This is a genomic window from Parahoeflea halophila, assembly GCF_900220985.1.
Taxonomy (GTDB): Bacteria; Pseudomonadota; Alphaproteobacteria; order Rhizobiales; family Rhizobiaceae; genus Hoeflea; species Hoeflea halophila.
This window is the reverse complement of sequence record NZ_OCPC01000004.1, coordinates 373,386-386,975: the sequence shown is the minus strand read 5'-3', so window position 1 is coordinate 386,975 and position 13,590 is coordinate 373,386. Positions and strand designations below refer to the sequence as shown.

Annotated in this window: 17 protein-coding genes and 1 tRNA gene; 3 read left to right on the top strand and 15 right to left on the bottom strand. The window is 60.0% G+C overall.

All coding sequences use genetic code 11. From position 1 onward, the window contains the following. Window positions 1-8 precede the first annotated feature (8 nt). From CRO46_RS20345 to CRO46_RS15095, 4 genes are all read right to left on the bottom strand, one after another. Complete coding sequence (locus CRO46_RS20345) at window positions 9-380, bottom strand: di-heme oxidoredictase family protein (RefSeq protein WP_425479282.1); 372 nt, start codon at window positions 378-380, stop codon at window positions 9-11. A 354-nt stretch (window positions 381-734) separates the two neighbouring features. Further along, window positions 735-1,217, bottom strand: coding sequence for a bacterioferritin (gene bfr, locus CRO46_RS15105; RefSeq protein ID WP_097108600.1), 483 nt, complete (start codon window positions 1,215-1,217; stop codon window positions 735-737). Between the two features lie 46 nt (window positions 1,218-1,263). Further along, complete coding sequence (locus CRO46_RS15100; protein WP_244577911.1) at window positions 1,264-1,656, bottom strand: (2Fe-2S)-binding protein; 393 nt, start codon at window positions 1,654-1,656, stop codon at window positions 1,264-1,266. A gap of 707 nt (window positions 1,657-2,363) precedes the next feature. Continuing rightward, a complete protein-coding gene (locus tag CRO46_RS15095; RefSeq protein WP_097108599.1) occupies window positions 2,364-2,771 on the bottom strand; it encodes a DUF6636 domain-containing protein in 408 nt (135 codons plus the stop codon). Between the two features lie 327 nt (window positions 2,772-3,098). Between CRO46_RS15095 and dctP the strand changes: the two genes are divergently transcribed. Genes dctP through CRO46_RS15080 form a run of 3 tightly spaced genes read left to right on the top strand, consistent with a single transcriptional unit; the run spans window position 3,099 to window position 5,974 of the window. Continuing rightward, the gene (gene dctP / locus CRO46_RS15090; protein WP_210421531.1) at window positions 3,099-4,109 is read left to right on the top strand and encodes a TRAP transporter substrate-binding protein DctP; all 1,011 of its coding nucleotides are present in this window, start codon (window positions 3,099-3,101) and stop codon (window positions 4,107-4,109) included. A gap of 2 nt (window positions 4,110-4,111) precedes the next feature. Further along, window positions 4,112-4,654, top strand: coding sequence for a TRAP transporter small permease (locus CRO46_RS15085; protein WP_210421530.1), 543 nt, complete (start codon window positions 4,112-4,114; stop codon window positions 4,652-4,654). Window positions 4,655-4,678: 24 nt separating this feature from the next. After that, the gene (locus CRO46_RS15080) at window positions 4,679-5,974 is read left to right on the top strand and encodes a TRAP transporter large permease (RefSeq protein ID WP_097108597.1); all 1,296 of its coding nucleotides are present in this window, start codon (window positions 4,679-4,681) and stop codon (window positions 5,972-5,974) included. A gap of 10 nt (window positions 5,975-5,984) precedes the next feature. On the opposite strand, the gene CRO46_RS15075 is transcribed toward CRO46_RS15080, so the two are convergent. The 11 genes from CRO46_RS15075 to CRO46_RS15025 form a co-directional block, all read right to left on the bottom strand. Continuing rightward, window positions 5,985-7,226 carry a M24 family metallopeptidase gene (locus CRO46_RS15075; protein WP_097108596.1) on the bottom strand — a complete coding sequence of 414 codons (1,242 nt, stop codon included), beginning with the start codon at window positions 7,224-7,226 and terminating at the stop codon, window positions 5,985-5,987. A 293-nt stretch (window positions 7,227-7,519) separates the two neighbouring features. After that, a tRNA-Phe gene (locus CRO46_RS15070) sits at window positions 7,520-7,595 on the bottom strand. Between the two features lie 151 nt (window positions 7,596-7,746). Next, on the bottom strand, window positions 7,747-7,962 hold the full coding sequence (gene yacG / locus CRO46_RS15065; protein ID WP_097108595.1) for a DNA gyrase inhibitor YacG: 216 nt from the start codon (window positions 7,960-7,962) through the stop codon (window positions 7,747-7,749). 4 nt (window positions 7,963-7,966) lie between these two features. Beyond that, complete coding sequence (locus tag CRO46_RS15060) at window positions 7,967-8,587, bottom strand: Maf-like protein (RefSeq protein WP_097108594.1); 621 nt, start codon at window positions 8,585-8,587, stop codon at window positions 7,967-7,969. Between the two features lie 19 nt (window positions 8,588-8,606). Continuing rightward, window positions 8,607-8,825 carry a translation initiation factor IF-1 gene (gene infA / locus CRO46_RS15055; protein ID WP_004435948.1) on the bottom strand — a complete coding sequence of 73 codons (219 nt, stop codon included), beginning with the start codon at window positions 8,823-8,825 and terminating at the stop codon, window positions 8,607-8,609. Window positions 8,826-8,928: 103 nt separating this feature from the next. Then, entirely contained in the window at window positions 8,929-9,402 is a 474-nt protein-coding gene (locus CRO46_RS15050) for an arsenate-mycothiol transferase ArsC (RefSeq protein ID WP_097108593.1), read from the bottom strand. Between the two features lie 8 nt (window positions 9,403-9,410). Beyond that, window positions 9,411-9,887 carry a UPF0262 family protein gene (locus CRO46_RS15045; protein WP_097108592.1) on the bottom strand — a complete coding sequence of 159 codons (477 nt, stop codon included), beginning with the start codon at window positions 9,885-9,887 and terminating at the stop codon, window positions 9,411-9,413. Between the two features lie 5 nt (window positions 9,888-9,892). Continuing rightward, window positions 9,893-11,212 (bottom strand): histidinol dehydrogenase, encoded by a 1,320-nt coding sequence (gene hisD / locus CRO46_RS15040; RefSeq protein ID WP_097108591.1) that lies wholly within the window; start codon window positions 11,210-11,212, stop codon window positions 9,893-9,895. Window positions 11,213-11,241: 29 nt separating this feature from the next. After that, a complete protein-coding gene (locus CRO46_RS15035) occupies window positions 11,242-11,679 on the bottom strand; it encodes a DUF2948 family protein (RefSeq protein WP_097108590.1) in 438 nt (145 codons plus the stop codon). Window positions 11,680-11,826: 147 nt separating this feature from the next. Further along, window positions 11,827-13,116 (bottom strand): UDP-N-acetylglucosamine 1-carboxyvinyltransferase, encoded by a 1,290-nt coding sequence (murA, locus tag CRO46_RS15030; RefSeq protein ID WP_097108589.1) that lies wholly within the window; start codon window positions 13,114-13,116, stop codon window positions 11,827-11,829. Window positions 13,117-13,233: 117 nt separating this feature from the next. Beyond that, window positions 13,234-13,455: a hypothetical protein gene (locus tag CRO46_RS15025; protein ID WP_097108708.1), complete on the bottom strand. Its 222-nt coding sequence runs from the start codon at window positions 13,453-13,455 to the stop codon at window positions 13,234-13,236. Between the last annotated feature and the right edge of the window lie 135 nt (window positions 13,456-13,590).

Below are 13,590 nucleotides of genomic sequence, written 5' to 3'. Positions count from 1 at the left end.
AACCTTTTTCAGACAGCATCGATCTGATTGCCCCAAGCCAGCGTTTGGCTTGCCTGGTCAAAAGGCCCGGTCTCGCTGGAGCTGACAAAACCGCCACCCCGCGCCTGGACCTCGCCATGGACGCGAGATTGAGCTTCAGGTGTATGCCCGCGACCGATCTTGATGTGGCAACTTTGACATGCTCTCGCATTGAAAAGAGGCCCGAGCCCGTCTGAGGCCAGCGTCGAAAAAGGAGATGACACCCAGAGCTTGCGGAAAAGGGCGTTGCCGAGCTTGAAGGTCTGTTTCCGTTCGAAGGTCAGCTTGGCGTTGAATTGCGAAAGGCGGCGCGATTGACAAGCTTGGTGGATGTTCCCGCGCCACCCTGCATCCGTTCGCACCGTTCAGGGGTCTGGAAACTGCCCGCGGGCCCAACCACCTGCTCCACACGTTTGCGGTCGCTGGGATCGAGATCGTTGCGGACACGAGGAAGATCTGTGCCATCTGCAGCGGCCGCCGGACCAGCCGCGGCAAGCAAGGCGGCGGCGACCAGGCCGACCCCAAAGGCAGCCAGCGCCCCGCTTCCAGGCTGGTGGCGGCTGTACCCAAGTTTGCCGAAAGCAGCTGATAATGAAAAGTATTTGGTCATACAACGCTGCCATGCATTCGCGTTGGCGTGCGTATAAAATTCCCTCACCGATGCCAGAAGAGGCCCGGTTCTCGCAGAACAGCTGTCATTTTTGCCTCTTGACTGATCAGTCGGCGTCCGCCGAAGACGCGTTCAACTGGCCATATTTCTGCACGCCCAGATCCCCAAGCAACTCGATCTGTGTCTCCAGGAAATCGATATGTCCCTCCTCGTCGGCGATGAGGGCCTCAAACAGGTTTTTGCTGACGTAGTCCCCTTCCTTCTCGCAGATGTCGCGTGATTTGGTGTAGGCGTTCCAGGCATCCTGCTCGCCGGCCAGATCGCACTCGAGCACTTCGCGGATGTTCTGCCCGATCCTGAGCGGTGCAACCGTCTGCAAGTTCGGAAAACCGTCGAGGAAAATGATCCTCTCGATGATCTTGTCGGCATGCTGCATCTCTTCAATGCTCTCCGCCCGCTCCTTCGCAGCCAGCTTCTTGTAGCCCCAGTCGTCAAGCAGGCGGTAGTGCAACCAGTACTGGTTGACCGCACCGAGCTCCAGAAACAGGGCTTCATTCAGGCATTCGATGACTTTCTTGCTCTTTTTCATAATCCGTCGGTGTCCTTGTGGAGAAAACGCATTGCATTTTGCACCATCAGGCCACGAGTGGCGACTGTCTCTTGACCGCAGACTTCCTTTTTGCGGCATCCATACGCAGCCGCTGGTCTGCAATGCGCTTGAGCAGATCCACCACCTTCGGCTCGGGACTCTGCATCTCGGCGTGGTAGCGCTGGGTCGTTTGGACGATGATGTCGATCACGCCGGGAAAACAGCCACAGCATTTTCCGCGAGCGCTCATCGCCTGATACACCTTTCCCGGCGTGATCAATTGCCACTCGTCGGCTTTGAGGAACTCCACGACGACGTTCTCAATGTCTTTCTTCGACACAACGTTGCAGCTGCAAACGATCAAGGGGCTTACCTCACTGACAGCGTCAGGGCTGTCGAGACTGCCAGACCCTTCCAATTCGATTGTGCCGAGCTCCAATGCCCCGCCCCCAATCAAATCGAACTCGAAACATTCGGTAATGTATGTGGAAACTGGAGTCAAACAGTACAGTTTAGAACGCCTCCAAACTGGACGATCGCTGGCGCATGAGGGCAGATTGGTACATTGATTTTTTTGGTCCACCCAGTCAAAGCAGCTTTATTAATTGGTCCCCGGAACATCCTACATGGCTGCATTGACTGGTACGTGGACAGGATTGGCACGGACCAACAACACGATCCCTTGTCCGGATCGGATGGCGCAGTGTTGAGGCAAAGGCCTGGCTAAGCCGGGCGGGTCTTCCCTCCGGCTAAGGCTCTCGCAGGCAATCCATCACTTGCGAGAACATGGCCGTGCACCTGCCGCGAATGCTGCAGATTTTCCATGGTCAAATTACGACCGACGACCAACTCCAGCGGAACCTACTGGTAGCCGACCGAGGAGTGCCGTTGCGCTTGATCGCCACCGTACCGTCACGATCGCCAAACATGCCGTATCTTACCGCGAACTCTCCAATCTGGCTGGCTTTCTGCTGGTCGATGCATGTCGAGTTCAAGTGGAGTCATTTGACGACAACTTACATGCACCATTTCAAAGTATTGCAGCGACCTTTGCGCATCCGATTGGATGCGCGGCGTCTGTCACACGACCACTCCCGGTTTTTGTGAGAAAAAGACTCGCTGGAGAAGCAAGCCCCAGCAGCGCGATCAAAAAGCTTTCTGGGTGCTCCGGGCAACGGTGAAGCCGTGGCCTTTAGCATTCACGCAAGTCACGCCGGTCCTGGCCGAGGTGCAGGTAATGCCGTTGCCGGTCACCGAATGTCCGTAATCGAGCACCGGGGCATTGGGATCGATGATGGTATCGCCTGCACAGATCGGCTGCCCTGCCCCGGTAGCGCCGACTGCGAATGCAAACCCCCAGTCGAGATCGCAATCCGCCGGGCGAGGGTATGACTGAGCGAAATCTAACAAGTCACAGCGCGCGCCTATGTCAGCTCCTGAGAGGATCATACAGTGAATGTTGCCCGTAGGACTGCGAAAGCTGATGTCTTGCGCGAATGCCGATGCACTCGCCACAACAAAGGCACAAGCCACTCCCGCCGCCAACTTCCTCATAGCACGCTCCTACCTGCTTCCCTTGTCTTAAGGAACCGCAACAACGGCCGCTTAGCAAGCCCTCCAGCTCATCGCCGACGCAAGATCGACATCCTGAACGCACAGGGCGATCTGCACCAATGCGAGCTCCTGGTGATCGACAAAGCTGGACCGAAGGGTCGCCGCTGGCGATCAGGTCGTCCGTTTGACTCACCTGTGCCGTCATGCCTCTGCGGCTCGCAGGGAGCCTGAGCGACAGACGCATCTGTCGACCGGCGTCAAGTCGCGTTCTGCCCATTGCGGGATTACCGGCTTGCGGCTAACTTCTGACAAAACAGGGAGAAAATGATGTTTAAACTTGTTCGCCGATTCATATCCGCTGCGATGATTGCAGGCCTTGCTTCTGGTGCTGCCAATGCCGGAGAATGGAAATTCAACAACGGGCTTCCGGAGGGCCGCGGGGAGTCGGCGCAACTGGAAACTTTTGCCGATGACGTAGCCGAACTCAGCGGGGGCAGCCTGACGATCGATGTCTTTCATGGCGGTTCGTTGAACCTCAAGGACAATGATGTGGCCCGGTGGTTACCGCGCGGAGCAGTCGAGATGGGCCTTGTATGGGCGAACTATCTCGGTCGGGACGTGCCCGCATTGAATGCTGTCATGATCCAGGGGTCGGTCGGCAGCCCGGAGGAATTGATCGCAGCACTCCCGGAAATCCAGGAAATATACACCGAGGTCCTGGCCGAACTCGATATTGTTCCGACCGGGTTCATGGCGCTGCCGCTTCTGAAAGCTTCGATCTTCTGCCGGGAAGACCCGGTTCGCACGCTGGAGGATCTCAAGACCAAGAAGCTGCGTGTCTGGAGCAACGATCAGGTTGAAACCTTCACCAAGCTGGGCGTTGCGGCGCAAATCGTCGGCCAGAACGATCTGTACGTGGCTCTGCAGACCGGCGTCGTCGATTGTGCCGTTTATCCCGCGCTGTTCGCGCATACGATTTCGCTGCAAGAAGTAACCAAGTACGCCTCCTACCTCTATCCCGTAGCAGGCGTTCCCTATGTTCTGGGTGCCTCGAAAGGGGCATGGGAGGGACTGAGCGATGCAGAACGTGAGGCGGTCAGCACAGCCGCGTCACGCGTGTGGGAGCGCACCAACGAGTATTCCAAGGCAGAGGAAAACGAGCAGGCTGCGCGCGACAAGCTTGCCGAACAGGGTATCGAGTTTCTGGAACCGTTCTCGGACGAAGATCGCGCCAAGTTCCTCGACGCTGCCTCGCAGACGTGGCTGGCGATGGCCGAGGAAGCGGGCGGCAAGGCACCCGAATACCGGCAGCGCATTCTAGACGTCCTGGGACGCTGAATTTGCGCGATGACGAGAAAAAGGGTGGGGCCCCGGACAAAGGGACCCCGAACATTGCCGTGCGCATCGGCGCTTTTCTGACACCCGTCTTCATTGCGATGGCAGTGCTTGCGGCGATGGCGGGTTGCGCCATCGTCGTCCTGATCGGCGCAAGTGTGACAATGCGATATTTTGCGTTCGCGCCTTTCCGGTTCACCGAGGAAATTGTCGGCCTGCTGATGACGGCCGCGTTTTTTCTGGCGCTTCCGCTTGTCACCCTTCGTGCCGATCACGTCCGCGTCCTGGTGCTCGTGTCGGCATTGCCGGAAAGGGCACGGATTTGGGCTCACAGACTGTCAGCTCTTTTCGGCGCGGCTTTCTGCCTCTGGTTTCTGGCGCTTTGCCTGCCCTGGCTTGAATTCGCAATCGACCGCAACATCAAGACCGAGGTCGGGCGGCTACTTTTGTATCCTTGGATGGCACTGCTTCCCCTTTCCATGGCCTTGAGCGTGGTTGCGTTTCTTCTGGGTGCCTCGTCGCAATTCCAACGCAACAAGACCGGCTAGTCGCGAGCAGGCGGAAGGAAAGACATGCTTAGTTTCTGGGGCGTTTTGGTTGGCGGGCTGACCGTCATTGCCGGGTCGGGCCTTGCACTCGGCGCGGCGCTGGGTCTTACCGGGCTCTTGATCCTGCACTTCCTTGCCGGCGGCTCGACCTATGTGGCTGTGGACGCCGTCTGGAACGTTCTCAACTCGTTTACGCTGAGCGCCATTCCGCTGTTCATCATTCTGGGTGAGATCATGCTGCGCAGCGGGGTCAGCCAGAAGATATACTCCGCCCTGACACCCCTGTTCCAGCGGGTTCCCGGTGGATTGCTGCACACCAATATTGCTGTCTGCACATTGTTTGGCGCGGTCAGCGGGTCCAGCCTCTCAACCGCGGCGGCGGTCGGTTCGGTCGCCTATCCGGAAATGACCGAGCGCGGCTATGATCGGCGCATGGTTGTCGCGTCGCTGGCCGGGGGCGGCACGCTGGGACTGCTTATTCCGCCCAGCCTTTCGCTGTTGATCTATGGCGCACTCACAGAAACCTCGATCGGCCGGCTGTTTCTTGCCGGACTTGTCCCGGGCCTCCTCTTTGCGGCAGCATTCATGGCCTACATTTTGGTGCGCTGCCTGACACGGCAAGGGCTTGCACCCAGAAACGAGGAGTCGGCAGGAATCCGGACAATACTGTTCAAACTGCTCAGTCTTTGGCCTTTTATGCTTCTCATCATCGCGATCATGGGCAGCATCGCATTCGGCATCGCGACGCCCACAGAAGCTGCCGGGATCGGAGTGATCGCGACCATCATCGTTGGCCGCTTGTGGGGAACCCTAACCCTGAAGTCACTTGCCGAAAGCTTCTATGCAGCGATCCTTCTCTTCGCGTCCATTGCATTTGTCGTCATGGGTGCAACCATTCTTGCGCAGGCAGTCAGCCTGCTTGGTGTTCCGCAGTCCATTCTGGAAACTGTACGTGCTGCGGAACTCGGCGCCCTGCAGGTGCTCTTTCTGGTGGTGCTGATATATCTGGTGCTTGGCTGCTTCTTCGACGGGCTGTCACTGATGATCATGACGCTGCCGATCGTGGTGCCACTGATGGTGGGGCTCGGTTACGATCCGATCTGGCTGGGCGTCATCATCACGATTCTCATCGAGATCGGTCAGGTGACACCGCCCGTCGGGCTAAATCTTTCAGTGCTGGTCTCGGTAACGAAAGAGCGGGTATCGCTTGGCGAGGCCGCCGTCGCCACCATTCCCTACTGGCTGATTCTGCTGGCCGGGATCCTGGTACTGGCAATGGTGCCGCAAATCGCGCTGTTCCTGCCCGGTGCGCTGATGTGAGATGCGTCGCTCAGACCGGAATGCGAACCAGATCCAGCGGCAGGCGGTTCATCATCTCGTGACCGGTGTCTGTAATCAGCAGCTGGTTTTCGATGATCATCCCACCAAGCCCGTCGATGTACCAGGGGCACTCGAAGGCCATGACCATTCCCGGCTCGAAGATGACATCCGACCGCGCTGAAATGAACGGCCACTCTTCGCTGCCCAGTCCCGCGCCGAGCCCATGCCCGAAATGGCCTCTTGAATAGCCGGGAAACCCGGCAGCCCTGATACCGGCGAGCGTGGCGCGATAGACCTCTGACAGGGGGACCCCTGGACGCAACAGGTCGGACCCTGCAACGAAACCGTCCATAAGCGCATCGAAGAGGCGTGTCTGGCGTTCACAGGGCGTGCCAAGAACAAAGGTACGACCCGTGTCCGAAGTGTAGCCATTCACAAGGCAGCCGACATCAACCTTGATCAGGTCGCCCGGGCTCGCGGCTGCATTGCCTCCCCATGGGTTTTTCCCGACGGAGATATATTCCCAGCTTCCACTCAACGCCTTGCTTTCGCTGTGGTTCTCAATCGACATCTTCCAGGCTTCGGCAAGGGCGTTGCGCGTGACACCAGGCTGAATCGCCTCCTGCACAGCCCTGATACCGCCTTCCGCGATTTCGACAGCCAGGCGCAAGTGAGCTATCTCCTCAGCTGTCTTGACCATCTTGAGGCGTGTGATCAGGTCCGATGCATCAACCAGAACCACATTGCCGAGCGCAGCCTGGAACGCACCAACGTCGCTTGCGGAAATTGCCGAGGCTTCGAAGCCGATACGTGCCCGGTCAAGGCCGCGTTCGCTCAGGATATCCGCCAGATGGCGGTAGCAATTCATCGGGTCAAAGGTTTCCGGGCGCTGAAAGCCCTCGGAGCGGCCCGAGGAATGCCATGCCGTGGCAACAGCCTCTTCGGGGGGCAGTTCCGGGTCCACGGCTTCCAGGTTCGTTGTTTCCACCCAAATCGGACTTTCACGGACGTCAGTGATGTGACTGGTGTTGCGAAAGGATCGGGCGAAGAGGTCACTGACAACCGCTGCCTCCTCGGAGGTTTCATCCGCAGGTATCAGGACGGCGACCGCACCGGCGTTGCGCCACATCGTGGCAACACCCGGCAAGGCTCCGGTTGCGTATCGGAAACTCTCAGGAGACAGAAGGATGATCGCGTCGAGGCCGGCTTCGGCCATCAACTTCCCGGCTCTTGTTTGGTCAAGGGCTGCCATCGACGTTTCGTATGCCTTGTCACGTTTGAATCAAGGATCACTACCACGAAGCGACCAGGTTTTGCGAGATCAACTCCGGTGAAACAATGCTTGCGATAACTGCTCACCAGATGAACCGCCACACCGACCCGTCGACCGCGAACCATCACGCTGCCTGGTGGGGTGCCGCTGCAATGTCATCAACAGCATCCGCAGCAGCAAGACACCTTTTCCAGCTGGTCGTTACCTACAAGCATCGCCTGCAACAGGTGTAAGGTTGCAAGCCCATCGTGACATTGATTTCAGGAAGGAAGTGGTGCCCGGAGGCGGATTTGAACCACCGACACGCGGATTTTCAATCCGCTGCTCTACCAACTGAGCTATCCGGGCAACCGGTCCGGGAACCACGAGGGCCGGGCCAGAAGCTTGCGGCGGTGGACTTCTCCAACACCGAAAGCGAGCGCGTTATACCATCTTGAAAGGCACTGTCCAGCATCCTTTTTGCTGTTTTTTCGGTTCGGCAAAAAAACACCGCAGAAGCCTAGCCGCGGTCGTCGAAATCATCGTCCTGATTGTCTTCGACTTCGGTGACCGGAATGGCATAACCACCAACCAGCCAGCGATTGAGATCGATCGAGCGACAGCGTTCCGAGCAGAAAGGATAGCTGCCACGCGTCGAGGGACGTCCACATTCGGGACACGGCTGCGCCTTGCGCAAAGGTGTGACCTTGCCGGTGTCGATGGGACCGTCATTCATCGCTTCAGCCTTCGAGCCACTTGTAATGAACATCATAGCCTTCACCCGTCAGCAGGCTGACCGTTTCGTAAAGCGGCAGGCCAACGACATTGGTGTAGGAGCCGACAAGCTTGACCACGAAGCTTCCGGCCAGGCCCTGGATGGCGTACCCCCCAGCCTTGCCGCGCCACTCACCCGATGCCAGATAGCTCTCGACCTCGATATTGGAGAGACGCTTGAAGCGGACCTTCGTCTCAACGATCTTCTGACGGATGGTATGGTCGGGAGTCACCACACAAATGCCGGTGAAAACCCGATGATTGCGGCCCGAGAGCAGGTAGAGCGCGTTGGATGCCTCGTCGATCTGTTCTGCCTTTGGCAGAATCCGGCGCCCGACGGACACCACTGTGTCGGCGGCAAGGATATGCGCGTTTTTCCAGGCCGGGTCGGCCCGGGTCTCCGACAGGGCTGCCTCGGCCTTCTCACGCGACAGCCGCCGTGCAAGCGAGCGCGGATGTTCTGAGCGCTGCGGCGCCTCGTCGAGATCCATCGGCATCAGCCGGTCAGGAGCAATGCCGGCCTGATCGAGCAGCTCAAGCCTGCGCGGGGAACCGGACGCGAGAATCAGTTTTTGCGAGCGTGCCATGCGGCGTCACACCCGGTGCTTACTTGAAGCGATAGGTGATGCGGCCCTTGGTCAGATCGTAAGGTGTCATCTCGACCAGCACCTTGTCACCGGCCAGCACGCGGATGCGGTTCTTGCGCATGCGGCCGGCGGTGTGAGCGATGATCTCGTGCTCGTTTTCGAGCTTTACCCGAAAAGTTGCATTCGGCAGCAATTCGGTGACCACGCCAGGAAATTCTAGGACTTCTTCTTTCGCCATTCAGTGTCTGTCTTTCTCTTGCAAAAAAGGCGGCGCATGATGCGCAGGCCTGAAATTTGGCCGGAACCTACACAAAGACGAGCGCTTTGTGAACCAAATTGATTCACATGGTTGTCGGCGCCCGGGACCAACCCCTGCCCTCACCGATGCGCTGTTTGAGCATGTCACGCACGTCTCGATAGGCATCAAGAATGCGTTCACGGGTTCCTGTTGCAACCGTCGGGTCCGGCGTCGGCCAGTAGATCACCTCAACGGCGTTGCCGCGGGTAAGTTCCAGCGCCCGGTGGTGAGCCTCCGGCGCCAGGGTAACAATGACGTCGAAGTAATCGTCTTCGAGCTCATCGAGCGTCTGCGGCTGCCGCTCACCCAGATCAAGTCCGAGTTCAGCCAATACCACATCGACGAACGGATCCCGCTCGCCCGGACGGACCCCGGCAGAGGCAATATAGGTGCCCTGCGGCAGCACCGAACGGGCAATCGCTTCGGCCATCGGCGATCTGATCGCATTCATACCGCAGACGAACAACACCGCACCGGGCGTGGCATTGGCGGGCTTTGCTTCGATGTCGTCCGCCATGGCGGGCTCTATCCGCGCCAGTGCAGCACGCAGACCAGCGTGAAAAGCCGCCTGGCGGTATCGAAATCCATCCGGATCTTGGCATCCAGCCGGTCCATCAGGGTCTGCGAACCTTCATTGTGAATGCCGCGCCGACCCATGTCGATCGCTTCGATCTGGCTCGGCGTCGAGGAGCGGATTGCCTCGTAATAGCTTTCGCAGATCATGAAATAGTCCTTGACGATGCGCCGGAACGGCGTCAGCGAGAGGATATGCGTGGTGATCGGCTCATCGGCCTGTGTGGCGATCGAGAACACCAGCTTGGAATCGATCAGCGAGAGCTTGAGCTTGTAGGGACCCTTGTCGTGACCGACCGGCTCGAAGCTGTTTTCCTCGATGAGGTCGAAAATGGCGACGGCGCGCTCATGCTCAATGTCAGGGGTTGCGCGGCCGATGGTTTCATCGAGCACAACATCACAGAGCCGTTGAGTGTCCGCCGCTGTCATTCCCGTTACCGGCCCCCATCCGGCCCTTCGCCACGCTGGTTCATCCTGATCGACACCGAGCGCGCATGGGCATCAAGCCCCTCGGCCTGCGCCAATGTTATGGCAGCAGGGCCGAGCGACTGCAACTGCTCAGAGCCGAGCCTGAGAATAGAGGTGCGCTTGACATAGTCGAGAACCGATAGCCCCGAAGAGAACCGGGCCGAGCGTGCCGTGGGCAGCACGTGGTTGGAGCCGCCGACATAGTCGCCGATAACTTCTGGCGTGTGGCGGCCAATGAAGATGGCGCCGGCGTTCCGCACCCTTGCGGCGAGCGCCTCGGCGTCATCGGTGGCGATTTCAAGATGCTCGGCAGCAATGCGGTCCGCGAGCGGCAGTGCGGCCTCCCAGTCAGGCACCACAATGACGGCGCCGTAATCCGCCCAGCTCTTGCGCGCCGTGTCGCCGCGGCCGAGTGTCGCCATTTGCCGTTCCACCGCATCGATCACCGCCGCGCCGAAAGCCTCGTCACGGGTGATCAGGATCGATTGCGCACCGACGTCATGTTCGGCCTGGGCGAGCAGGTCGGCCGCGATCCAGTCGGGATTGTTGTCGGGATCGGCCATGACCAGCACTTCCGACGGCCCGGCGATCATGTCGATGCCGACGGTGCCGAAGACCTGGCGCTTGGCAGCGGCCACCCAGGCATTGCCGGGCCCCATGATCTTGGCCACAGGGCGGATGGTTTCGGTGCCATAGGCGAGGGCTGCAATCGCCTGGGCGCCGCCGATCCGGTAGATCTCGCTGACGCCGGCAATGCGGGCTGCGGCCAGCACCACCGGGTTGAGCACCCCGTTCCGCGCCGGCACCACCATGACGATGCGCTCGACGCCCGCCACCTTGGCCGGCACCGCGTTCATCAGCACCGAACTGGGATAACTCGCCGTGCCGCCAGGAACATAAAGCCCAACGGCTTCGATGGCCGTCCAGCGCGAGCCGAGCTCGACGCCCAGCGCATCGACATAGTGATCGTCTTTCGGCATCTGCCGGCTGTGATGGCTGAAAATCCGGTCATGGGCGAATTCGAGCGCGGCTATGATCTCGGGATCGGCGGCTTCAAAGGCTGCCTCGATTTCCTTGGCACTTACCGCAAGGCCGAGCGTGCGGGTGTCGATTCGGTCAAATCGCTGGCTGTAATCGTGCAGGGCCTCGTCGCCACGGGCGCGAATCTCGGCAATGATCGCCCGAACATCGGCCTCCACGTCCACCGAAACCTCACGTTTGGTGGTCAGAAACGCAGCGAACCGGCTTTCAAAATCCGCCTGCCGGTAATCAAGCCTCAGTACCAATGCCCTGCCCCCATGTCATGTCGTTCAAATCAGCCGCCCAGCGGATGGCGCGGCTTGAATTTGGTTTCCCAGCCGCCGCCAACATCGGCAAGCTGTACTTCTATGCAGGCGACATCCAGATGGATCACTGCGCCGCCGGACAAAACCAGTTCGACCGTGCCGGCGGGCGCCTCCTGACCTGGTAGAAAACGCAAGGCCAGCAGCGCGTGCACAGTGTCGGCATCCTTGAGATTGACACCGCGGGACCTGACCGAACGAACCTGCTTCACCGCGAGCAGCGCCCGGCGGCGCTCGAAGGTCTTCCTGCTTTTGCCTTCTTCCCAGACAAAGCGGTTGGCCTCAAGCGTAAAGGCGCCGCCCTTGCCCCGGAATGCGGTGTCGCCGGTCTTGAAGACGGCGTCCTGCAGACAGGCGGAAATCACGGCCAGGTCGGCATCATCAAGTGCAATCAGTTTCAAACTGTCCATAGGATCCTCGAGAGACTTGCATCTACAGCCACATCCGCCGCAAGGCGGGTGCTGCACTGCAAGGTAGGTGCGGCCAGGGCAAAGCGCAATGCGCAGAAGGTGGTGAATGCCATTGCGCTCTGGCGCCGGTCGTGCCGCTGTTCCGGGTTATCCGCTGATGCGCTCGACGACAGCACCGCAATTGGTGAGCTTCTCTTCCAGCCGTTCAAAGCCGCGATCGAGATGGTAGACCCGGTTGACCACGGTTTCACCCTCCGCTGCGAGGCCTGCGATCACCAGCGATACCGAGGCGCGCAGATCGGTCGCCATCACCGGGGCGCCGCGCAAGACCGGCACGCCGGTGACTGTGGCGGTCTGTCCGGACAGCGAAATCTTCGCGCCGAGCCGGGCCAGTTCCTGCACATGCATGAAGCGGTTTTCAAAGATCGTCTCGGTGATGTGCGAGATGCCGTTGGCGCGGGTCATCAGCCCCATGAACTGCGCCTGCAGGTCGGTCGGGAAACCCGGGAACGGGTCCGTGGTCACGTCGACCGGCAGGATTTCACTGCCGTTTTTGCGGATGCGGATGCCGTCGGCTTCGGGCGTAACCTCGGCGCCTGACCGGCGCAATGCCAGCATCGCGCTTTCCAGGAGCGCTTCGGACGTGTTTGCCAGCAGCACGTCGCCGCCGGTCATCGCGACCGCCATGGCGTAGGTTCCGGTCTCGATGCGATCGGGCAGGACCCGGTGGCGGGCGCCCGACAGCGAGGCAACGCCATCGATGATGATGGTCGGGGTGCCCGCGCCGGATATCTTGGCGCCCATGGCAATCAGGCAGTTGGCCAGATCGACGACTTCCGGCTCGCGCGCGGCGTTTTCGATCACCGTCTGACCCTTGGCCAGCGTCGCAGCCATCAGCAAGACGTGGGTGGCGCCGACCGAGACTTTGGGAAACACGTAACGGCCGCCGATCAGGCCCTTGGGAGCGCGAGCATTGACGTAGCCGTTTTCGATCTCGATCTCGGCGCCGAGGTGCTGCAGCCCCTCGATGAAAAGATCCACAGGGCGGGTGCCGATGGCGCATCCGCCTGGCAGTGAAACCTTGGCTTCACCCATGCGGGCCAGAAGCGGACCGATGACCCAGAAACTGGCGCGCATCTTCGAGACAAGCTCATAGGGTGCGGTGGTGTCGACAATGGTACGAGCGGTGAAATGCACGGTACGGGCATAGGCCGTGTCCTGGCGCTCGCGACGGCCGACAACGGCGATATCAACGCCGTGATTGCCCAGAATGCGCTGCAGCTGCTCGACATCGGCGAGATGCGGGAGGTTTTCCAGCGTCAGCGTATCGTCGGTGAGCAGAGAGGCGATCATCAGCGGCAAGGCCGCATTCTTCGCGCCGGAAATCGGAATGACGCCATTGAGCGGATTCCCGCCAACGATCCTGATGCGATCCATGCTGTCCTCTTGAAGTTTCGGGTTGCGCCGGTGCCCCGGCGGCCAGGCCCTGAAAAATATCTGGTGCGCTGTTTAGACCATCAACGGGAATGCGGCAACACAAGGACCGGTCCGCAGTTAATCGGAATCGCCGCCCTTTCGGGCAGCCTGGCCGCCGGATGCGGGCAGTCCTTCGGTTTCGTCGGCCTGGCCCTCACGGCGGGCACGGACCTGTGCCTTGCGCCGCTGCAGGTTGGCACGCAACTGTGCGGCGCTGCGCTCGGCACGCTTTGCGGCCAGACGCTCGACTTCGGCCCTGCGTTGCTTGGCCCCTGATTCTGGATCGGTCCTGTCGGTCATGATGCGCATTTGATAACGCAAAAGCGTGCACGGGTGAAGATCTTGTCACCTGGTCGCGCTCCGGGCGTTGACCCGGCATTCGCACGCCTGACCGGGCCGACAGCGGTCGACCTGCGGGACGACAGATGCGGGCTC